Raw genomic sequence first — 19,583 nt, 5'->3', positions numbered from 1 at the left:
GGTGAGGGTGCGGCGGGGGAGCGAGGTGCTCCCGGGGAGGGGTGGTGACCGGGCGGCGGCGGAGGGGGGACCGCCGCCGTCCGGCGTCGGGTCAGGCCCGGTGACGGAGCGCGAGCAGTCCGTCGACCAGCGGGCCGAGCTCGAGGTGGTTCACGGTCGTCACGGTGGTGACCGCGTCGACGGGCCAGGCGTCCGGACCGTGCACGGCACCGAGCACGGCACCGGCCATCGCGGCGATGGTGTCCGTGTCGCCGCCGATCGACGCGGCCGTGCAGAGCGTCTCCCAGGGGTCGAGGTCGAGCGCCACGAGGGCGAGCGCTGCGACGACCGACTCCTGGCTGGCGACGCTCGTGCCGACGAGCTGCGACACGGTGTCGATCCGGTCGTCGGCGGGGACGGTCGGCAGGAAGCCGCGCGCCCAGGTCGTCCTCGCAGCGATGTCCGCGCCCGCGACCCAGTGGCCGCGGCCCGCGCCGATCGTGGCGGCCGCGACCGCGGCGTCGAGCGCCTCGGTCCGGGAGGCGCCGCCGACGCCCGCGCTCACGGCGGCGGCGACGGCGCTCGCCCCGGCGATGCCGATCCCCGTGTCGTGGGTGACGCGCGACGCGTCCTGCACGGCGTCGACCAGACGCACGAGGTCACCGGAGGGCACGGCGATCCCGACCGGCGCGATCCGCATCGCGGCGCCGTTCGTCGTCCCCGTCGACCCGGCTTCGGACGCCGGGACGCCGTCGAGGATGCGCTGCACGGCCGTCTTCGTGCTGGGGCCGAGCAGGTCGAGCGAGCCCTTGGCCTGCATCGCGCGTTCCCAGGCGATGAGCGCCTCGGCGAAGCGGGTGGGGTCGATGTGCCCGTCACCCTCGACGAGGAGCTCGGCGACCATGACCGCCTGCTCGGTGTCGTCGGTGATCGTGCCCGCGGGCATGCCGGCGGCGATCCGCTGGTGCGGTCCGGCGTCGACGAACCCGGAGATCGTGCCGTGGTCGGCTCGGATCTGCGCGAGGGACATCGACTGCGTGGGCATGCCGAGGGCGTCGCCGATCGCGAGGCCGGTCAGGGCGGCGAGGGCGTGGGTCTGGTCGTTCACGGTGTCCTGTCGAGTCGTCATCGTGCGGTCCCGAAGCGCATGTGCAGGCGGAAGCGGTCCGGGTCGAGGAGGCTGTCGACGCGCTCGACGAACGCGCCCTGGGCGGTGCGCGAGTCACGTCGGCTCCGGAGGAACGGGGTTCCCTCGGCGCGGTCGAGCAGGCGGGCGTCCTCGGCGTCGAGGGGCACGACGTCGACCCACTGCTCGGCGCTCGCCGGTACGAGGCCGGCCTCGGCGATGGTCGCCGTGAGCGAGTCCTCGACCAGTCCGTCGGTCGGTGCAGCGGCCAGGCGGCCGACGGCGGGCAGGATGCTCCGCTCGAGCGACACCGGCCGCCCGCCCACGACGGTGCGCAGCCGGTCGACCGCGACGAACGCCGCGTCCGCAGCGTCGACCTCGACCTGGAGGCCCGGGTCGTCCACGCGGGCGAGTCGCAGGATGCGGGTGGTCACCTCGGTGCCCGAGGCGGCGATCGACCGCGCCCAGCCACCCCGCGGGTCGAGGGCGGCGCCGTCGAACGTGACGACCGAGCCGACGCCCCCGTGGGTCGAGATGTACTCGTCGTCGGCCAGGTCGGCGAGGGCGGCGCGGACGGTGCCGCGGCTCACCGCGAAGCGGGCGGCGAGGTCGTGCTCGCCGGGCAGGCGCTCACCGGCGCGGTACCGGCCCGTCGCGATCGCGTCGCGGAGGGCGTCGGCGACGAGGCGTCGCTTCGATGAGACGGGCATGGACAGGAGTGTACATGTACAACGCCTGTCCAGCCGCCGAGGCGATCACACGACGGACGGGAGGCGCGGTGCCAGCTGGCACCGCGCCTCCCGTCCTCGTGTCCGTGCGTCCGGGGACTAGACCAGTGCGGTGAACGACGCGTCGCGCACGAGCAGCGTCGTCGCGTCGCCCTCGACGGCCTGGTCGTGGTCGCTCGACAGGCCGAGCGACCACGTGCCGCCGCCCGGCTTCTCGGGCAGCGTGAACTCGACGGTCGTCCCCGAGGCGTTCAGCAGCACCGCGACGGTGTCGTCGCCCTGCTGCAGCACCAGGATCACCGCGCGGTTGCCCGCGTCGGCCCAGTCGCCGTCCTCGAAGCCCTGCGCGTCCGCGCGGAGCACCTGCACCGTCGACTCCGAGTCGCCGGGGGCCGTGCGGTACCAGAGCGGGCGGAGCGCCTCGTGCTGCTTGCGGAACGCGATCGCCGCGGTCGTGAAGGCGAGCAGGTCCTGGTCGGCGGCCTCCCAGTCGAACCACGAGATCTCGTCGTCCTGGCAGTACGCGTTGTTGTTGCCGCCCTGCGAGCGGGCGATCTCGTCGCCACCGAGCATCATCGGGATGCCCGCGGAGAGCATGAGCGTGCCGAGGAAGTTCCGACGCTGGCGGTCGCGGTAGTCGTTCACCGCGCCGTCGTCGGTGGGGCCCTCGATGCCGCCGTTGAAGGACGTGTTGTTGCTCTCGCCGTCGTTGTTGTCCTCGCCGTTGGCCTCGTTGTGCTTCTCGGCGTACATCGTCAGGTCGGCCAGCGTGAAGCCGTCGTGCGCGGTGACGAAGTTCACCGAGCAGAGCGGGGAGCGACGGGAGCCCTCGTACACGTCGGGGGAGCCGAGCGTGCGCTGCACGGCGTCGCCGAGCGTGCCCTCGTCGCCGCGCCAGAACGCGCGGAGGTCGTCGCGGTACTTGCCGTTCCACTCCGACCAGTCGGCCGGGAACCCGCCCACCTGGTAGCCGGCGGTGTCCCACGGCTCGGCGATCATCTTCACCTCGCGGAGCACCGGGTCCTGGTGGATGATGTCGAGGAACGCGGAGTGCTTCTCGGCCTCGCCGTCCTGGCGGGTGAGCGTCGTCGCGAGGTCGAAGCGGAAGCCGTCGACGTGCATCTCCTCGACCCAGTAGCGGAGCGAGTCCGTGATGAGCCCGAGTGCGGACGGGTGCGACACGTTGAGCGAGTTCCCCGTGCCGGTCGTGTCGAAGTAGTTCGCCTCGTCACCCTCGACCAAGCGGTAGTACGACTGGTTGTCGATGCCCTTGAAGGACAGCGTCGGGCCCATGTGGTTGCCCTCGGCGGTGTGGTTGTAGACGACGTCCATGATGACCTCGAGCCCCGCGGCGTGCAGGGCCTTGACCATCTCCTTGAACTCGGTGACCTGCTGGCCCGCCGTGCCCGAGGACGAGTACTCGTCGTGCGGGGCGAAGAAGCCGATGCTGTTGTAGCCCCAGTAGTTGCGGAGGCCCTTGTCGGCCAGGGTCGAGTCCTGCACGAACTGGTGCGTCGGCAGCAGTTCGACGGCCGTGACGCCCAGGTCGGTCAGGTGCTTGATCGCGGCCGGGTGCGCCAGGCCCGCGTACGTGCCGCGGATCTCCTCGGGCACGTCCGGGTGCTGCTTGGTGAAGCCCTTGACGTGCACCTCGTAGACGACGGTGTCGCGGTACGGGGTGTGGAGCAGCGTGTCGCCGTCCCAGTCGAACTCGCGGTCCGCGACGACGGACTTCGGCATGGCGCTCGCCGAGTCGGTCTCGTCGATCTGCTCGGGGTCCTCCAAGTCGTGGCCGAAGAGGGCCTGGCCCCACTCGTACGAGCCGTCGACGGCGGTCGCGTAGGGGTCGAGCAGGAGCTTCGCGGCGTTGTGGCGCAGGCCGTTCGCCGGGTCCCAGGCGCCGTGCACGCGGAAGCCGTAGCGGGTGCCGACGGTCACGTCCGGCACGACGTCGTGGAACGTGTAGCCGGTGCGGTTGCGGAGCTCGGTGCGGTGCTCGGTGCCGTCCTCGTCGAAGCGGCAGAACTCGACCCGCTCGGCGGTGCTGGAGAAGAGCGCGACGTTGGCGCCCCCGTCGACGAGCGTGACGCCGAGCGGGGTGCGGGAGGAAGTGGTCATGCTCCCACTTGTAGTGGTCGGCGACTGTGTCCTCGGGTCGGTGACGTACCCCGGACATGCCGGACCGACGACGGACGGGAGGCGCGGTGCCAGCTGGCACCGCGCCTCCAGACCGTCACGTCGTCACGACGTCACGTCAGACCGTGGCGGTCGCCTCGTCGCGGTGCGGGAGCTTCCAGCCCGGGCGCACGAAGTGGCAGGTGTACCCGGCGGGGTACTTCTCGAGGTAGTCCTGGTGCTCCTCCTCGGCCTCCCAGAAGTCGCCAGCGGGCTCGACCTCGGTGACGACCTTGCCCGGCCAGATGCCGGAGGCGTCGACGTCCGCGATGGTGTCGAGTGCGACCTGGCGCTGCTCGTCGTTCGTGAAGTAGATCGCCGAACGGTAGCTGCGACCCACGTCGTTGCCCTGCCGGTCCTTCGTGGACGGGTCGTGGATCTGGAAGAAGAACTCGAGCAGGTCGCGGTAGGAGATCTGCGACGGGTCGAAGACGATCTCGACGGCCTCGGCGTGGTCGCCGTGGTTCCGGTACGTGGCGTTCGGGGTGTCGCCGCCGGAGTAGCCGACGCGCGTGCTGATGACGCCGGGTCGGCGGCGGAGGAGCTGCTGCGCTCCCCAGAAACACCCGCCGGCGAGGATGGCGGTCTCGGTCGTGGTCATGCTGGCCTCCTGGGCGTCGTCGTTGCCGCTGGCTGCGGCATCACCGGGTGCAACCGGCGACCCCGGGCGCGTGTTCCCGGGTCGTGGTCCATCGTGCGCCCCGGTCGTCGGTGCACGGACGGCCCACGTCCAGCCGGGCGCCACCGCGGGTGCGTCAGGCCCCGGCGCCGCCGTCCACCGGGATGCTCGCTCCGGTCACCATCGAGGCCCGGTCGCTGAGCAGCCAGGCCGCCACCTCGGCGACCTCCTCGGGGCGGGCCATCCTGCCGAGCGGTACCGAGGCGTCGATCTGCTCCGTGATCCCCGGGGTCGCCGCCTCCCACGCGGCGATCATGTCCGTCGCGGTGCCACCCGGGGTGATGCCGTTGACCCGGATGCCCTCGGGCGCCCACGTCACGGCTGCCGTCTCGGTGATGCTGTTCAGGGCGCGCTTCATCGCCCCGTAGGCCGGCAGTGCGGGGTTGGCCCGGCGGCTGCCGATGCTCGACGTGTTCACGATCGCCCCGCCGCCGGAGCGGCGCATCAGGGCGGCCTCGGCGGTCATCGCGACCCAGTGGCCCCGGAAGTTGACCGCGAACTGGGTGTCGATGTCCTCGTCGCTCGTGGCGTCCAGCGGGCCGGGCTGCTGGATCGCGGCTCCGTTGTTGAAGGCGCCGTCGAGTCGCCCGTGCAGCTCGTCGACCCGGTCGACGGCGGCCCGGATGCTCGCCGGGTCGGCGAGGTCGAGCGCGACGGCGTCCGCGGTGCCGCCGGCGTCGCGGATCCCGGAGACGACGGTCTCGAGGGACCCGGTGCTCCGCGCGGCGAGGACGACTGCGGCGCCCTCGTCGGCGAAGAGCCGGGCGGCGGCGGCACCGATGCCGCGGCTGGCGCCGGAGACGAACACGACCTTGCCGGTGAGCAGGCCGTTCGGACGGGTGGTGGTGTGATCGTTCATGCCGTCAGCGTCCGTCCCGCGGTGGCCGCGCAGCCAGGTACACCCGGTACCAGGACGGCGACGTGCCCGCGGGGGGAGGATCGGGACATGGACAAGCAGGAGCTGGCCGCGTTCCTCCGCGCACGGCGCGAGCGGTTGCGGCCGGAGGACGTCGGGCTCCCGTCGGGGACCCGCCGGCGCACACCCGGGCTGCGCCGCGAGGAGGTCGCGGTCCTCGCCCACATCTCCACCGAGTACTACGTCCGGCTCGAGCAGGCACGAGCCCCTCGGCCCTCCGCCGAGGTGCTGGCCGGCATCGCGGGGACGCTGCGCCTCACCGACGCCGAGTCCGACCACCTCCACCTGCTCGCCGGGACCGCGCGGACCCGGACTGCGAGCATCCGGCGTCAGGTGCGGCCGAGCATCCTGGCGGTCGTCGACCGTCTGCCGCTGACCGCAGCGATCGTGCTCGCCGCCGACTTCGAGGTCCTCGCGTGGAACCCCCTGGCCGCCGCGCTCCTGGAGGACTTCGCCCTGCGGGACCGTCGGGGCCGCAACCTCGCCCGGCAGGCCTTCCCCGTCGGCGGGACGGGCGGGGCGTCCGAGCCGCCGTACGGCATCTCCGACGGCGCCGAGTTCCGGCACCAGGTGGTGATGCAGCTGCGGACGACGCTCGCGCAGCACCCGACGGACGTGGAGGTGGTCGCGCTCGTCGACGAGCTCCGGACGGGGAACGCGGAGTTCGCGCGGCTCTGGTCACGACACGACGTGCAGCCGGCTCCGGTGCTCACGAAGACCTTCCACCACCCGTCGGTCGGGCCGGTCACGGTCGACTGCGACAGCCTCGCGCTCGTCGACGGCGACCAGTTCCTCGTGCTCTACACCGCGGCGCCGGGATCCGCTGACGCCGATGCCCTCGCGCTCCTCGGGATGCTCGCCACGCAGACTGCCGAGCGCGGCTGAGCCACGACGGGCCGGCGGTGACGACGTCGGTGGACGCGGTGCGCACCCGTCGACCCCGCACGTGCGTGTCGTCCTGCGATCGCCTACCATTCGAACACACGTTCGAATCGGGAGGTCGGGATGATGTTGACGCACGAGGTCGCCACGGTGTGGTGGGAGCGCGGGGTGCCGGACCGGATGGTGTGGCGGGACCGACGCTGGCGGGTGAGCGACAGTCCGACGCGACTGACCGCGACGGCGGAGTTCCTGCCGTCGGCGATGACCCACGCGCCGGAGCGCACGGTGGGGTGGCGCTTCCAGGTCAGCGCCGAGGGGGACGCCGTCGTCGTCGACATCGTCCCCGAGGGCGACGGCTGGGTGGTCGCGCGGACCTGGCGCTGATCGCGAGCGAGTTCGTCCACCCGGCCCGCCGGTGCTCAGCGGGTGAGCGCGTGCGCCAGGCCGCGGACGAGCACCGCGCGTGCGCGATCGGTCGACGTGCCGTCCGGGTCGCCCCACGCCGCGCGCCCGAGGCCGTCGACCAGGGCGAGCACCGCCTCCGCCGCCACCGCGGTCGGTTCGGCGAGCTCGACTCCGTGCCGCGCGGTCCAGCGGGTGATGCCGGCCGCCACCCCGTCGCGCCAGAGGGCTCGCTCGGCGGCGACGAGTGCGTCGTCACCGTCGAGGGCGGTGCCGCTGACGGCCTCGAGGAGGCGGAAGCGTTCGGGCTCCCGGCGCACCAGGTCCAGGTACGCGGCCACTCCGGCATCGATCGCGTCGGCGAGGTCGTGCCGCGCATCGGCAGCGGCGAGCACGCGGGGGAGGACGTCCCGTGCCTGGCGTTCGAGGAGCGCGACCACCAGGTTCCACCGCGCGCCGAAGACGTAGTGCACCACTCCGTGCGCCACGCCGGCACGCTCGGCGACCGCCCGCGTGGTGAGGCCGGTCACCCCGTGGTCGCGCACGACGAGGGCAGCCGCGTCGAGGAGCTCGTCACGCCGTTCCCCTCGGGGGCGGTACGACCGCGTCTGCTGGTCCTGTGTCATCACAGGAAGCGTACGGGGCGTCCGCAGGAGTGGTCGGCAAGCTGATCTGGCCAAATGGCCGAAAGTGGAGGAGTCCCCGTGTCGATCACCGTCCGTCCCGCATCCCCGTCCGAGGTGCCCGCCGCCGCGGCCGTGCTCGCCGAGGCCTTCGCTGCCGACCCCGTCCTCGGTGAGGTCCGACCGCCGCGTCCGGGCGAGGACCGGGTCGTCGTGCTCGGCGCCCTCTTCGCCGCGCTCGTCCGGGCCGTCCCCGAACGCGCCCGGGCGCTCGACGTCGCGGTCGACGAGGGCCGGCTGCTCGGCGCCGCGTTCTGGCAGGCGCCTCGGCCGCACGTCGGCGGCACGCTGGCGTTCGTCCGGCAGGTCCCGGCACTCCTCCGGGTCCTCGGGACCGGCGGTGCCCTCCGCGCGCTGCGGCACCTCCGACGGATGGACCGCGCCCGCCCCGATGCGCCGCACTGGTACCTCGCCGAGATCGGTGTCGCTGCCGCGGCCCGAGGTCAGGGGGTCGGCGGGCTCCTGCTCGACCACGCGCTGCGCCGGGTCGACGCCCTCGCGCAGCACGCGTACCTCGAGTCCTCGACGCCGCAGAACCGCCGGCTCTACCGTCGCCACGGCTTCGGGGACGGTGCGCCGATCACCGGCTTCCGGGCGGCCGCTCCGGTCTCGATGTGGCGACCCGCGGTCGGTTGAGCCGCGACCGACGGACGGACGGGAGGCGCGGTGCCAGCCGGTACCGCGCCTCCCGTCCGTCGGGTGGTGACGTCGGCCGTCAGGCGACCGCGATCTCGTTGGGGACGCCCGGCAGCTCGTCGCTCGACGCGACGACCTCCCCGGTGGTGAGGTCCACCGCGTGGATCTTCCGCTCGGTCGGGTCGGTCACGTACGCGACGTCACCCGCGACCTTCAGTGCGGGGTGGGCGTCCTGCCACTCGGTCGGACCCTCCCAGGCGTCGATGACGTCGAACGTGTCGATCGGCTCGCCCGTCTGCTCGTCGAAGGTGTGCAGGGCGCCGTCGGAGCCGAGGATCACGGCTTCGTCACCGGGACCACGCGCGATGTCGCGGAAGGTGAAGCCCACACCCTCGGGCATGTCGGCCACGCGGTACTCGCCCGACGCGGCGTCGATGAGTGCGACCTGGTCGAGCAGGTAGCCCTCGCTGTCCGGGTCGTCGTTGTAGTCACCGACGGCCACGGACGAGTCCTCGGTGGTGAACAGGTTGCCGGTGCGGCCGTACTCGGTCGGGGCGTCGATCTTCGCGAAGGCGCCGTCCTGGTAGACGAGGGCGCCGTCGGTGCAGCCGAAGACCGCGACCTCGCCCTGCACCGCTCCCTCGCCGTGCACGTTCGGGCACGCCTCCGAGCGGGCGAGCTCGGTGCCGTCCTCGTCGAGGGCGCGGACGCCGGTGCGCTCCTCCTCGGTGCCGATCGTGCTGAGGAGCGTGCCGTCCTCGAGCACGATCGCGACGCCGTGGTGTGCCGCCTCGGACTCCGTGGTCTCCACCTCGGGCAGCGTGGCGCCGTCGAGGTCGTCGTGGTCGAACACCGTGACGTCACCGCTGCCGTCCGCGAAGAGCGCGGTCTTCTCGCCGTGCACGACCGCGTGGCCGCCGGTGTCGGCCGGGAAGACGGCGTCGGTCAGGGCCGGGTCTGCGGCGGTGTCGAGGACCCGGAAGCCCTCGGGCACGGTGACGAGCACGTGGCGGCCGTCCCCGGCGGGGTTCACGCGGGTGAAGCCGTCGATGCTGTCGTCGGCGACGACCCGCAGGTCCTGGTCGAGGGTGAGCAGGCCGCCGTCGTAGGTGAGGACGATGCGGTCGCCCTCGGCGGATGCGGCCTCCGTGGTGCGGGTACCCTCGGCCTCCGCGTCGGCGGGGCCCGTCGAGCAGCCGGTGAGGACGAGGGCCGCGGCGCCGAGCAGGGCTGCGGGCGCGAGCGTGGTGCGCAGAGTTGTCATGCCGTTCACTGTACTGATTCTCATTCTCAATTAGAAATCGACAGGCCGTCGACGATCGCCGCCGTGTTCGACCGCATCATCCCGAGGTAGGTCGAGGCGACACCGTCCTCGGTCAGCGACTCGGAGGCGAGCGGACGGATCTCCACGTGCACGTCCACCTCGTCCGCCAGCACCTCGGCCAGCCGTGCGGGCTGCGAGAGGTCGGCGAAGATCGTCGGGACGCCCGCCTCGTCGATCGCCGACGCGAGGTCGCGCAGGTCCGCCGCGCTCGGCGATGCCAGGGTGGTCCCGCTCGGGATGACGGCGCCGACGACCCGGAAGTCGTACCGGTCCGCCAGGTACCCGAACACGTGGTGGTTCGTCACGAGTGCCCGTCGGTCCTCCGGGATGCCTGCGAACGCGTCGGACATGTCCGTGTCGAGCGTGGCCAGCTCGTCGAGGTACGCGTCGGTCCCGCTCGGCTCGACGCCCGCGTCCCGCAGGGCGTCGTCGAGGGCCTCGACGACGTCGACCATGCGTGCGGGGTCGGTCCAGAGGTGCGGATCGGGGCCGCTGTCGTCCTCCGTCGTCCACTCGAGCGCGTCGACGTGCTCGCCGGCCGTGAACACCGGGACACCGTCGGAGGCGGCGGCCTCCACGTGCCGGGCGACGCCCTCCTCGAGCCCGAGCCCGTTCTCGACGACGAGGTCGGCGCTCCGGAGCCGGGCGGCCTCCTGCGCGGAGACCTCGAACGAGTGCGGGTCGGCACCCGCCGGCATGAGGACCATCACCTCGGCGGCGTCCCCGACCACCTCGGTGACGACGTCGCCGAGGATGTTCGTCGTCACCGCGACGACCGGGCGGTCCGACCCGGCGGAGGAGCACCCCGCCGTCACCGCGACCAGTCCGGCGGCCACGGCCAGCGCGGCGCTGGCGCGGAACCGGCGGGTCACAGTCCGACCTCGGCGAACGCGACGGGCGCCGCGGCCAGGTCGATCGACCGCGCGAGGCGTGCACCGTCCGCGAAGTCGATCTCGTGCACCTGCTGCCCGGAGGCGTCGGCGACGTAGGCGCGCTGGGCGTCGAGCTGCAGGAGCGGCTGCTCGCCCGGGTCGAGCAGCGGTTCGGTGGTGGCGACCGTGCCCGTCGTCGCCGCGATCACCACGACTCGACCCTGGTCGTCCACGCCGACGACGTGCTCGTCCTCGTCGTCGACGGCCGTCACGGCGCGGAGGGGCCGTTCGGTCTCGACGAGTCGCCAGGTGCCCTCGCGGCTGTCGAGCAGCCACGCGCCCCGGTCGCCGGCGAGCCCGGCGACCGTCGGTCGACCCGCGCGGGCGGAGAACTCCGTCGGGCGTGCGGCCCCGTCGGGCAGCGCGACGGTGGTGGTCTCGCCGTCCTCGCCGAGGACGACCGCCCCGTCCGAGCAGCCGACCACGGCGCCGGCCCGGGTGACGATGCCGCCCGCGGGGTCGGTGCACGCGGCCTCGGCGCCGCTCGGCTCGCCGTCGGCGTCGAGCACCCGGACGCCGTCGTCGGTGCCCGCGACCAGCTGCTCGCCGAACGGCAGCAGGACGGTCGCGTCGATCCGGACCGTCTCCTCGACGTCACCCTGTCCGAGTGCGGCCCGGTCGAGGACGACGCCCTCGCCGCGCTCCGGCCAGGTGATGGTCGTCATCGTCTCCGACGAGTGCACCTCGACGGGCCCGCCGCCGTCGATCGAGCCCACCACGCGCGGTTCGGCCGCGTAGTAGTGCGTGTGGTCGCCGTGGTCGACGGTCCACGAACCGCCGTCGACGATCGTGGTGCGGTCCTCGGTGCTGCTGACGAGGAACCGTCCGTCGGTCGCGGAGTGCTCAGGCGCCTCGACGTCGTCGAGCGCCGTGGTCTCGCCGCTCAGCAGGTCGTGCACCGCCGTCTCGCCGGCGGCGGACACGGCCAGGAGGCGCACCTGCGGCTCCTGCGCCTCGCTCGCGCCCTCGACGTAGCCGTGGGGCTTCGCCGTGCCGGTCGCGTCGTCGGCGGCCGGTCCGGCGGTGCCTCCGGTCGAGCAGGCGGTCAGGCCGAGCGCGAGTCCGGCGGCCACCGCTGCGGTGGTCATGCGTCGCGCCGCGACGCGGCGGGTCGTGGTGGTGGTGGGGTTCGTCATGCTCCCTCTCGTGGTGCTGGTGCTGGTGCTGGTGCTGGTGCTGGTGCTGGTGCTGGTGTGGTCGTGGTCGTCCGCCGCCCCCGGTGCGGCAGCAGGGCGGCGAGGCCGCGGGAGACGGCGACGCCCGCGACGGCGACCGCCGCGATGCTCGCGCCGGCGGCGGTCCCCGCGTGCCAGGAGACGAGCAGGCCGGTGGTGACGGCGGCGCTGCCGATCACCGCGGCGAGGAGCATGGTCGACCCGACCTGCCGGGTCCAGGCCCGGGCCGCGGCGGCGGGCGCGAGCAGGAGCCCGACGACCAGGAGCGTCCCGACCGCGCGGTAGGACGCGACGACCGCGAGCGTGACGAGCCCGACGAGCACGACCTCGGCCAGTCGGGGACGGAGGCCGAGCGTCGCCGCCTTCCGGACGTCGAAGGCGGCCGCGGTGAAGGGCCGGTGGAACGCCGCGGCGAGGACGAGTGCGACGGCGACCGCGACGGCGAGCCCACCGATGTCGGTCCGGGTCACGGCGAGGACGTCGCCGAACAGGATCGCGGTGACGTCGGTGGCGAAGGACCGGGACGAGGACACGATGATGACCCCGAGGGCGAGCATGCCGACGAACAGCAGCCCGATCGAGGTGTCGTACGACAGCCGGGCGCGACGACGGAGTGCGCCGACGCCGACCACCATCACGCCCGCGCTCACGGCCGCTCCGAGCACGGCGGGGATCCCGGTGAGGGTGGCGACCGCGACGCCCGGGAGCATGCCGTGTGCGAGTGCCTCGCCGAGGAACGCCATGCCCCGCACGAGCACCCACGTGCCGACGACCGCGCAGAGGACCGCCGCCAGGGTGCCGCCGACGAGGGCGCGCAGCATGAAGTCGACGGAGAACGGGTCGGTCAGCCAGGTCACGCTGGGAGACGCTACATGAAAACGACTATCGATACTGATAGCGTGCTCAGGTGCTCACCACCGCGGTTCCCCCTGCCCTCGAGGTCACGCACCTCGTCGTCCGACGCGGTGACCGGACGGTGCTCGACGGTCTCGACGCGACGTTCCCCGCCGGGGTCGTCACGGCGCTCACCGGACCCAACGGATCCGGCAAGTCGACGCTGCTCGACGCGCTCGCCGGAGTGGTGACGCCCGTCGGCGGGGCCGTGTCGGGCCTCCCGTCCGGCGGAGTGGCGTACGTGACCCAGGCGGTCCCGCCGTCCGCGCTCCCGCTGACCGTGCGGTCGACCGTCGCGATGGGGCGCTGGCGGGCACGGCCCTGGTGGCGACCGCTCGGACGGGCGGACCACGCGGTCGTCGACGCGCAGCTGGACCGGATGGGCATCACCGACCTCGCCGACCGGCCGCTCGACGAGCTGTCCGGCGGGCAGCGGCAGCGCACGCTCGTCGCCCTCGGTCTCGCGCAGCGCGCGCCGGTCCTGCTCGTCGACGAGCCGACGGCGGGCGTCGACGCCGGGTCGGCGGCCCTCGTGACGGCGGCGCTCGCCGCGGAGGCCGCCGCGGGTGTCGTCGTCGTCCACGCGGCGCACGACCCGGTCGCGATCGCCGCTGCGGGCCGGGTCGTGGCCCTGGCGTGATCTCAGAAGATCCCCGCCGGATCTTCTGAGATGATGGGCGATCTCAGAAGAATTGCCCGTGGTGTTCTGACGTCCGTACGGAGGGCTGCGCATGACGACCTGGCCTGCACTCGGTCACGAGGAGCTGGAGTGGACGAGCCGGTACGCCGAGGTCGGCGTCCGCGCGGCGCGCCGTGCTGCGCTCTCTGAACGGTACCGAGCGGCCGTCCCGCCGATGATCGCGGCACTCCCGCTCGTCCTGGACGATGCACTTGCAGTCCTGGTCGATGAAGCAGCCACAGCGCTCGCCCGGTTCGACGGTGAGCTGGGTGCTCGCGTGGCGCCGTTCTCCTCGCTGCTCCTGCGCTCCGAGGCTGCAGCGTCGTCGCAGATCGAGCACCTGACGGCCAGTGCGCGCCAGGTGTTCACTGCAGAGCTCGGCGCACCGGGGGAAACGCAACGCTCAGGAGATCGTCTCGAACACCCGTGCGATGCGCACCGCGGTCGAGTTGTCGGACGCGCTGACCACGGACACCGTCCTCGCGATGCACCGTGTCCTCATGGCAGACGATCCGCACCACGAGGCGGGCCGCTTCCGGCAGGAGGCTGTCTGGGTCGGAACGAGCGGCAGGAGCCCGGTGGGCGCGGACTTCGTGGCTCCGGCGTGGCAGCGTGTGCCGGCGCTGGTCGACGACGTGATGGGGTTCGCGCGACGAGTCGATGTCCCGAGACTGGCGCAGGTCGCCGTTGCCCACGCGCAGTTCGAGACGATCCACCCCTTCACGGACGGGAACGGCCGGACCGGGCGGGCGCTGCTGCAGGCGATGCTCCGTTCCAACGAGCTCACGCAGAACGTGACCGTCCCGGTGTCCGCGGGCTTGCTCACCGACACGGACGGCTACGTCGCAGCGCTCACGGCGTACCGGAGCGGAGACATCGCGCCGATCGTGCGTGCGGTCTGCGACGCGGTCTTCGTCGCTGTGGCCAACGCGCGCCGACTGGTCGGCGACATCGAGAGGATCAGGCGCGGTTGGACCGAGCGGGTCACGGCGCGTCGTGACTCGGGCGTCTGGACCGCGATGGACATCGTCGTGCGACAGCCGGTGCTCAACGCCACGGTGCTGGCCGCGGAGATGGGTGTCGAGCCGCGGAACGCCTACCCGCACATCCAGAAGCTGGTGGAGGCCGGCGTCCTGGTGTCGAAGAACGAGTACCGCCACGGCGTGCTCTACCGGAACGACGAGGTCCTGCAGGCACTGGACGCCTTCGCAGCGCGAGCGGGGAAGCGAGGCTGACGCCGCACGGCGGGTCCGATCGGGTCAGGCCGACTGATCGAGGGCACTTCGCGCTGCTGCCACCACCGCCGCGTCCGTGACGGTGTGGCCGGAACCGTCGTCGCCGCTGCCCATCGGGACGCCGTCGTGACCGCCCGCGACCGACCGCTTGGCGGAGAGGTGCACCGCGGCGACCCCGGTCGCGACCAGTGCTCCGATGTCCCGCGCGTGGACCCCGGCCCCCGCCATCACCTGCACGGGCCCGGCGGCGTCGACCATGCGCGCGATCGTCGTCGCTCCCGCCGGAGCGCTCGCGGCGCCGCCGGAGGTCAGCACCCGCGTGACGCCGAGGTCGGCGAGCCGCGCGACCGTCGCGACCGGGTCGGCGGCGTGGTCGACCGCGCGGTGCAGGGTGACCTCGGCGTGCGCGGAGACCGAGCGGGTGGCGGCCACGAAGCGGCGGAGGGCGTCCTCGTCGAGGGTCCGGTCCGGGCGCAGGGCACCGACCACCACCCCGGCCGCTCCCGAGCGCAGGACCGTGCGGACCTCCCGCTCCATGAGCGCGAGCTCGTCGTCGTCGTACGTGAAGCCCCCGGGGCGGCAGCGCACCAGGGCGTGCGCCGGGATCCCGGTCTCGTGCGTGGCCTCGACCAGGGCCTGCGAGGGCGTCAGGCCGCCCAGCTCCAGGCCGATGCAGAGCTCGACCCGGTCGGCGCCCCCGTCACGGGCGACCAGGGCCCCGGCGGGCGACGTCACGGCGATCTCGAGGGCGACGGTCATCAGGCGGCTCCGAGGGGTTCGTTCGACGGCGGCACGATGCGCGCGGACAGGTCCGGCGGCGTCGCGAACTCCCGATCGTAGGGGAACAGCGGCCGCTCGATCCGGTGGTGCCCGAGGCGGAGCAGGTCCTGGTCGACCCCTCCCGGAGTGAGCGCCAGCATCCAGTCGGCCGCCATGTCGAAGAGTTCCGGCTCGAGGTAGCCGATCTTCACGACGACGACGTCGGCCCGACGCGGGTCGAGGTCGAGATCGGTGAAGTCGTGCTCGTGGTGGTACGGCTTGCGGAGCGTCGTCAGGATCGCGAAGACGCTGCCGACCTGCAGCACGACCTCGGTCTCGGCGTCCCGGTCGCCGTGCTCGACCGCGTGCACCCGGCCGGTCATCGTGATCGGCCCCGCGTGCACGTCGTCGACCTCGGCGCCCGCCGTCACCGTCACGGTCGCACCGACCCCGGCCGCGACCGCCTCGGCGACGGCGGCCGGGCCGGGGACGCTCGCGTAGATGACGGTGGGGCCGTCAGGGGTGGCGAAGGCCGGGTGTGCGAGCACCTGCGTGAGACCCCAGGTCATGTCACCGGAACCGCCGGCGGTCGGGTTGTCACCGGAGTCCGACACGAAGAACGGACGCGCGGTCCCGGGTGCGAGGGCGGCGGCGAGGCACTCGTCGAAGGAGCCCGTCGGTGCCACGAACACGAAGTCCTCGCGGGCGTCCCAGAACGCTCGGGCCAGGCGCTCGGCGCCCGCGGCCACGACGTCGCGGTCCCACCCGGTGACGACGGTGACGGCACGGTCGCGGGGCTGGTCGGCCCAGGCGTACCCGACCCAGATCGCCGCGTCGAGGACGCCGTCCTCCTGCTCGACCTCCGGCACCTGCCCGTAGATCGACGCCGCGGGCTCGATGCGGGTCGACGTCTGCTCGCCGGGCAGCAGCACCGGGATCGGGATCCACGCCTTCACCGGGCGCCGTCCTCCGACCGGCCTGGTGGTGAGCACGTCGACCAGGTTCCGGACCGCGCGCTCCTTCGTCTCGAGGGTGTCCTCGTGCGGGGCCGTCCGGTAGCAGGTGACGAGGTCCACCTGGTGCGCGAGCTCCCGTGTGACGTTGCCGTGCAGGTCCATCGATGCCGACACGATGACGTCCGGCCCGACGACCGCGCGGATGCGGCCGAGCAGGTCGGTCTCGGCGTCGTCGAGTCCCTCGACCACCATCGCGCCGTGGATGTCGTACCAGAGGCCGTCGACCGGCCCGATCTCCGTCAGGCGCGCGACGATCTCGTCGGCGAGTTCCTCGTAGGCCGGCCGGGCGACGACCCCGCCGGGCAGCGCGTGACCGATGAGCGCTCCGCGGAACTCGGCCGCGTCGGCGTACGACGCCAGGAACGGGTACCGCGCCACGACCTCGTCACCGCGGTCCGGGTGGAAGGCGGGCGCGAGCGTCCGGGTGGGCGTGAAGGTCGAGGTCTCGATCGCGAGTCCCGCGATCGCGATCACCGGGCGACGTGCGTCCGGAGCGGCGGCGGTGACGGCGGGGTCGGGCACGGGATCAGCATAGGCAGCGGCCGCGGAGACCCGGTGTCGGTGGAAGTGCGGACTGGCGCGGCCCCCGGACGAGGGTCAGGATGACCGCAGTTGCATCCTGCAACGGTGCAGGAGCCAGGAACAGAGGAGTCCCCGTGAAGCACACCCTCGCAGCGGCGTTCGCCGCCGTGGCCGTCGTCGCCGGCGGCGTGTTCGCCGCCACCCCCGCCTCCGCGCTGCCCGCGGGCACCGAGGTCGTCGGCGGCGAGAAGGCACCCACCACCACCTGGGCCGTCCAGCTCGAGGCGTCCGGCGGCACCATCCCGTCCGGGTACGTCAGCAACTGCACCGGCGAGCAGATCAACGCCTCGTGGATCGTCACCGCCCGCCACTGCATCGACGGCATCGGCGCGATGAACGTCTACCACTCGAACTCCACCACGAACCGCGGCACCGCCGTCGCGATCGACCGCGTCAGCGCCGCGCCGGCCGGGGACATCGCGCTCGTGCACCTGCGCAGCACCTACGCGCTGTCGACCTACGCCCCCCTCGACCTGACCGCCGCGGCGAAGTCGAGCGGGACCGGCGTGATCCAGGGCTACGGCCTGCGGGCGAACGCGCAGCAGTCGGACGCGCTGTACCAGGCGACCGTGTCGCTCACGGGTGCGACGCGCGACGCCTACAGCGGCAAGGCGCAGCACGTCACCGGCGTCACCGGCGCATCGAACCACGGCGACTCCGGCGGCCCGCTCCTGGTCAACGGCAAGGTCGTCGCGGTGTGCTCCACCGGCGACAGCGCCGACCCCGGTGCGGACACGACGGCCGGGTCGAACTACGCACTGCTGTCGCAGTCGTCCTCGTGGATCCGGTCGACGGCGGGCGTCTGACCGACGCGACCCACCGACGGACGGGAGGCTCCCCACCAGCTGGTGGGGAGCCTCCCGTCCGACACGTGGTGACGTCGGCGACGTCGGCGACGTGGGCCTCAGGCGCCGTGCGCCTCCTCGGCGACCGGCTGCCACTCGCGCCACGTCGCGAGCCGCGACTCGTAGTCCTGCTCGGCGATGCCGAGCGGCGCCTTGCCGAAGAAGACCCGCAGCGGCGGCTGCTCGGCGTCGACGACCTTGAGGATCGCCGAGCGGGTCGCCTCGGGCTTGCCCGGGTCCGATGCGGACGGACGCTTCGAGGCGGCCTCGCGGACGTCCGCGTAGGCGTCGAGCTCCTCGCTGTGCTTCGAGGACGGACCGGACCAGTCGGTCGAGAAGCCGCCCGGCTCGACGAGGGTGACGGAGATGCCGAACCCCGAGACCTCCTGCGACAGTGACTGGGACAGGCCCTCGAGCGCCCACTTCGACGCGTGGTACGCGCCGACCGTCGGGAACGCGCTGATGCCGCCGATGCTCGAGACCTGCACGATGTGGCCCGAGCCCTGCTCGCGCATGATCGGCAGCGCCGCCTGCGTGACCCAGAGCGCGCCGAAGAAGTTCGTCTCGAGCTGCGCGCGGACCTCGTCCTCGGTGAGCTCCTCGACCATGCCGAAGTGGCCGAAGCCCGCGTTGTTCACGACCACGTCGAGCCGGCCGAAGTGCTCCGCAGCCTGCTGCACCGCAGCGGTGTCGGCGGCCTTGTCGGTGACGTCGAGCCGGATCGCCAGGAAGGTGTCCGGGTACTGCTCGACGAGTGCCTGCACGTCGTCGGTGTTCCGCGCGGTGCCGGCGACGGAGTCCCCGCGCTCCAGTGCGGCTTCCGCCCACTCGCGGCCGAAGCCCTTCGACGCTCCGGTGATGAACCAGGTCTTGGCCATTCGCTGCCTCCAGTTGCTGATCGGGTGACCGCGAGCAGGCAACGCCCGTCGCCCGGGCGCGACCTGTGTGCCCGGGTGACACGTGGCCGACTGGACCGGCACGGAGCAGCTCGCGAGCACCATGGCCCCATGAGCCAGTACGAGAAGCGCGACCCGAACTCCCTCTACCCGAAGCCGCCGTTCCCGAAGCAGGAGCAGTCGCTGCCGGGTGCCGCGTGGAGGATGGACCCGGAGCCCGACCACGGCGAGCAGAGCTACGTCGGCAAGGAACGGCTGACCGGCTTCCGCGGCATCGTGACCGGTGCCGACTCCGGCATCGGCCGCGCCGCCGCCATCGCGATGTCCCGTGAGGGTGCCGACCTCGTCCTCTCCTACCTGCCCGACGAGCAGGAGGACGCCGAGCAGGTCCGCGACCTCCTGGAGTCCGAGGGCCGCAAGGCCGTCCTCGTCCCCGGGGACATCTCCGACGAGCAGTACTGCAAGGACCTCGTGCAGAAGGCGGTCGACGAGCTCGGCGGGCTCGACACCCTCGTCATGGTCGCCGGTCGCATGGACAGCAACGACGACATCCTGTCGCTGACCACCGAGCACTTCGACTCGACGTTCAAGACGAACATCTACTCGCTGTTCTGGCTGACGCAGGCCGCAGTGCCGCACCTCGAGCCCGGCTCGACGATCGTCACGACCGGATCGATCCAGGCAGCGACCCCGTCGCCCGACAAGATCGACTACGCGATCTCGAAGAGCGCGGTCAAGACCTTCACTGAGGCCGTCGCGCAGCAGCTCGCCCCGAAGGGCATCCGTGTCAACTCGGTCGCGCCGGGTCCGGTGTGGACGCCGCTGCAGCCCGGGTCCGACGACGCCGAGACGGTGTCGCACTTCGGCGAGCAGTCGCCGTTCGGCCGCCCCGGCCAGCCGGCCGAGCTCGGAGCCGCGTACGTGCACCTCGTCAGCCCGGAGTCGAGCTACCAGTCCGGCTCGACCATCACGATCGCCGGCGGGACGCCCGCGTTCTAGACGGCGCTGCAGGAGGACGGGAGGCGCGGTGCCAGCTGGCA

20 protein-coding genes are annotated in these 19,583 nt (G+C 72.9%); 7 read left to right on the top strand and 13 right to left on the bottom strand.

Features of this window, described 5'->3' with window-relative positions; genetic code table 11:
* Positions 1 to 91 precede the first annotated feature (91 nt).
* From M3666_RS01435 to M3666_RS01415, 5 genes are all read right to left on the bottom strand, one after another.
* Positions 92 to 1,108, bottom strand: coding sequence for an ADP-ribosylglycohydrolase family protein (locus tag M3666_RS01435; protein WP_251154263.1), 1,017 nt, complete (start codon positions 1,106 to 1,108; stop codon positions 92 to 94).
* Positions 1,105 to 1,815, bottom strand: a complete 711-nt coding sequence (locus tag M3666_RS01430; protein WP_209684533.1) for a GntR family transcriptional regulator — start codon at positions 1,813 to 1,815, stop codon at positions 1,105 to 1,107. Before M3666_RS01430 ends, M3666_RS01435 begins: the two co-directional genes overlap by 4 nt.
* Before the next feature lie 117 nt (positions 1,816 to 1,932).
* Positions 1,933 to 3,951 carry a glycogen debranching protein GlgX gene (gene glgX, locus M3666_RS01425; protein ID WP_251154262.1) on the bottom strand — a complete coding sequence of 673 codons (2,019 nt, stop codon included), beginning with the start codon at positions 3,949 to 3,951 and terminating at the stop codon, positions 1,933 to 1,935.
* 136 nt (positions 3,952 to 4,087) lie between these two features.
* Positions 4,088 to 4,609 (bottom strand): peptide-methionine (S)-S-oxide reductase MsrA, encoded by a 522-nt coding sequence (gene msrA, locus M3666_RS01420; RefSeq protein ID WP_066651533.1) that lies wholly within the window; start codon positions 4,607 to 4,609, stop codon positions 4,088 to 4,090.
* 154 nt (positions 4,610 to 4,763) lie between these two features.
* Positions 4,764 to 5,546 (bottom strand): SDR family NAD(P)-dependent oxidoreductase, encoded by a 783-nt coding sequence (locus M3666_RS01415; protein WP_209684528.1) that lies wholly within the window; start codon positions 5,544 to 5,546, stop codon positions 4,764 to 4,766.
* Between the two features lie 87 nt (positions 5,547 to 5,633).
* Between M3666_RS01415 and M3666_RS01410 the strand changes: the two genes are divergently transcribed.
* Positions 5,634 to 6,488: a helix-turn-helix transcriptional regulator gene (locus tag M3666_RS01410; protein ID WP_251154261.1), complete on the top strand. Its 855-nt coding sequence runs from the start codon at positions 5,634 to 5,636 to the stop codon at positions 6,486 to 6,488.
* A gap of 120 nt (positions 6,489 to 6,608) precedes the next feature.
* Complete coding sequence (locus M3666_RS01405; protein ID WP_066651540.1) at positions 6,609 to 6,869, top strand: hypothetical protein; 261 nt, start codon at positions 6,609 to 6,611, stop codon at positions 6,867 to 6,869.
* Between the two features lie 35 nt (positions 6,870 to 6,904).
* Here M3666_RS01405 and M3666_RS01400 read toward each other — a convergent pair whose 3' ends face one another.
* Complete coding sequence (locus M3666_RS01400; RefSeq protein WP_066651542.1) at positions 6,905 to 7,513, bottom strand: TetR/AcrR family transcriptional regulator; 609 nt, start codon at positions 7,511 to 7,513, stop codon at positions 6,905 to 6,907.
* Between the two features lie 78 nt (positions 7,514 to 7,591).
* Here M3666_RS01400 and M3666_RS01395 point away from each other — a divergent pair, with 78 nt between their 5' ends.
* Positions 7,592 to 8,206, top strand: coding sequence for a GNAT family N-acetyltransferase (locus tag M3666_RS01395; RefSeq protein ID WP_251154260.1), 615 nt, complete (start codon positions 7,592 to 7,594; stop codon positions 8,204 to 8,206).
* 79 nt (positions 8,207 to 8,285) lie between these two features.
* On the opposite strand, the gene M3666_RS01390 is transcribed toward M3666_RS01395, so the two are convergent.
* From M3666_RS01390 to aztB, 4 genes are read right to left on the bottom strand one after another with little or no spacing between them, the layout of a single operon-like run.
* Positions 8,286 to 9,470: a hypothetical protein gene (locus M3666_RS01390; protein WP_251154259.1), complete on the bottom strand. Its 1,185-nt coding sequence runs from the start codon at positions 9,468 to 9,470 to the stop codon at positions 8,286 to 8,288.
* 26 nt (positions 9,471 to 9,496) lie between these two features.
* Positions 9,497 to 10,402, bottom strand: coding sequence for a metal ABC transporter solute-binding protein, Zn/Mn family (locus M3666_RS01385; RefSeq protein WP_374109563.1), 906 nt, complete (start codon positions 10,400 to 10,402; stop codon positions 9,497 to 9,499).
* The gene (locus M3666_RS01380; protein WP_251154258.1) at positions 10,399 to 11,598 is read right to left on the bottom strand and encodes an ABC transporter; all 1,200 of its coding nucleotides are present in this window, start codon (positions 11,596 to 11,598) and stop codon (positions 10,399 to 10,401) included. The genes M3666_RS01385 and M3666_RS01380 overlap by 4 nt, the downstream gene beginning before the upstream one ends.
* Entirely contained in the window at positions 11,595 to 12,494 is a 900-nt protein-coding gene (gene aztB / locus M3666_RS01375; RefSeq protein WP_251154257.1) for a zinc ABC transporter permease AztB, read from the bottom strand. The genes M3666_RS01380 and aztB overlap by 4 nt, the downstream gene beginning before the upstream one ends.
* A 50-nt stretch (positions 12,495 to 12,544) precedes the next feature.
* Here aztB and M3666_RS01370 point away from each other — a divergent pair, with 50 nt between their 5' ends.
* Both M3666_RS01370 and M3666_RS01365 read left to right on the top strand, forming a co-directional pair.
* Positions 12,545 to 13,171 (top strand): metal ABC transporter ATP-binding protein, encoded by a 627-nt coding sequence (locus tag M3666_RS01370; protein ID WP_251154256.1) that lies wholly within the window; start codon positions 12,545 to 12,547, stop codon positions 13,169 to 13,171.
* A 539-nt stretch (positions 13,172 to 13,710) separates the two neighbouring features.
* A complete protein-coding gene (locus M3666_RS01365; protein WP_251154255.1) occupies positions 13,711 to 14,445 on the top strand; it encodes a Fic family protein in 735 nt (244 codons plus the stop codon).
* Positions 14,446 to 14,469: 24 nt separating this feature from the next.
* Here M3666_RS01365 and M3666_RS01360 read toward each other — a convergent pair whose 3' ends face one another.
* Positions 14,470 to 15,204, bottom strand: coding sequence for a copper homeostasis protein CutC (locus tag M3666_RS01360; protein ID WP_251154254.1), 735 nt, complete (start codon positions 15,202 to 15,204; stop codon positions 14,470 to 14,472).
* Positions 15,204 to 16,742, bottom strand: coding sequence for a M81 family metallopeptidase (locus tag M3666_RS01355; protein ID WP_251154253.1), 1,539 nt, complete (start codon positions 16,740 to 16,742; stop codon positions 15,204 to 15,206). The genes M3666_RS01360 and M3666_RS01355 overlap by 1 nt, the downstream gene beginning before the upstream one ends.
* Positions 16,743 to 16,876: 134 nt before the next feature.
* On the opposite strand from M3666_RS01355, the gene M3666_RS01350 reads away from it, so the two are divergent.
* Positions 16,877 to 17,608 carry a trypsin-like serine protease gene (locus M3666_RS01350; RefSeq protein ID WP_251154252.1) on the top strand — a complete coding sequence of 244 codons (732 nt, stop codon included), beginning with the start codon at positions 16,877 to 16,879 and terminating at the stop codon, positions 17,606 to 17,608.
* A gap of 98 nt (positions 17,609 to 17,706) precedes the next feature.
* On the opposite strand, the gene M3666_RS01345 is transcribed toward M3666_RS01350, so the two are convergent.
* Positions 17,707 to 18,525, bottom strand: a complete 819-nt coding sequence (locus M3666_RS01345; RefSeq protein ID WP_251154251.1) for an SDR family oxidoreductase — start codon at positions 18,523 to 18,525, stop codon at positions 17,707 to 17,709.
* Positions 18,526 to 18,654: 129 nt separating this feature from the next.
* Here M3666_RS01345 and M3666_RS01340 point away from each other — a divergent pair, with 129 nt between their 5' ends.
* Positions 18,655 to 19,542, top strand: a complete 888-nt coding sequence (locus tag M3666_RS01340) for an SDR family oxidoreductase (RefSeq protein WP_251154250.1) — start codon at positions 18,655 to 18,657, stop codon at positions 19,540 to 19,542.
* Positions 19,543 to 19,583 lie beyond the last annotated feature (41 nt).

It is taken from the genome of Curtobacterium sp. ODYSSEY 48 V2 (assembly GCF_023712625.1).
In the GTDB taxonomy this organism is placed as follows: Bacteria; Actinomycetota; Actinomycetes; order Actinomycetales; family Microbacteriaceae; genus Curtobacterium.
The sequence above is the reverse complement of the archived record's forward strand: the minus strand, read 5'-3'. Positions and strand labels throughout refer to the sequence as shown.

Bases quoted from the DNA above. Each gene is read 5' to 3' on its own strand.
- M3666_RS01435 (WP_251154263.1), bottom strand. From the start codon at position 1,108: ATGACGACTCGACAGGACACCGTGAACGACCAGACCCACGCCCTCGCC.
- M3666_RS01430 (WP_209684533.1), bottom strand. From the start codon at position 1,815: ATGCCCGTCTCATCGAAGCGACGCCTCGTCGCCGACGCCCTCCGCGAC.
- glgX (WP_251154262.1), bottom strand. From the start codon at position 3,951: ATGACCACTTCCTCCCGCACCCCGCTCGGCGTCACGCTCGTCGACGGG.
- msrA (WP_066651533.1), bottom strand. From the start codon at position 4,609: ATGACCACGACCGAGACCGCCATCCTCGCCGGCGGGTGTTTCTGGGGA.
- M3666_RS01415 (WP_209684528.1), bottom strand. From the start codon at position 5,546: ATGAACGATCACACCACCACCCGTCCGAACGGCCTGCTCACCGGCAAG.
- M3666_RS01410 (WP_251154261.1), top strand. From the start codon at position 5,634: ATGGACAAGCAGGAGCTGGCCGCGTTCCTCCGCGCACGGCGCGAGCGG.
- M3666_RS01405 (WP_066651540.1), top strand. From the start codon at position 6,609: ATGATGTTGACGCACGAGGTCGCCACGGTGTGGTGGGAGCGCGGGGTG.
- M3666_RS01400 (WP_066651542.1), bottom strand. From the start codon at position 7,513: ATGACACAGGACCAGCAGACGCGGTCGTACCGCCCCCGAGGGGAACGG.
- M3666_RS01390 (WP_251154259.1), bottom strand. From the start codon at position 9,470: ATGACAACTCTGCGCACCACGCTCGCGCCCGCAGCCCTGCTCGGCGCC.
- M3666_RS01380 (WP_251154258.1), bottom strand. From the start codon at position 11,598: ATGACGAACCCCACCACCACCACGACCCGCCGCGTCGCGGCGCGACGC.
- M3666_RS01365 (WP_251154255.1), top strand. From the start codon at position 13,711: ATGGCAGACGATCCGCACCACGAGGCGGGCCGCTTCCGGCAGGAGGCT.
- M3666_RS01360 (WP_251154254.1), bottom strand. From the start codon at position 15,204: ATGACCGTCGCCCTCGAGATCGCCGTGACGTCGCCCGCCGGGGCCCTG.
- M3666_RS01345 (WP_251154251.1), bottom strand. From the start codon at position 18,525: ATGGCCAAGACCTGGTTCATCACCGGAGCGTCGAAGGGCTTCGGCCGC.
- M3666_RS01340 (WP_251154250.1), top strand. From the start codon at position 18,655: ATGAGCCAGTACGAGAAGCGCGACCCGAACTCCCTCTACCCGAAGCCG.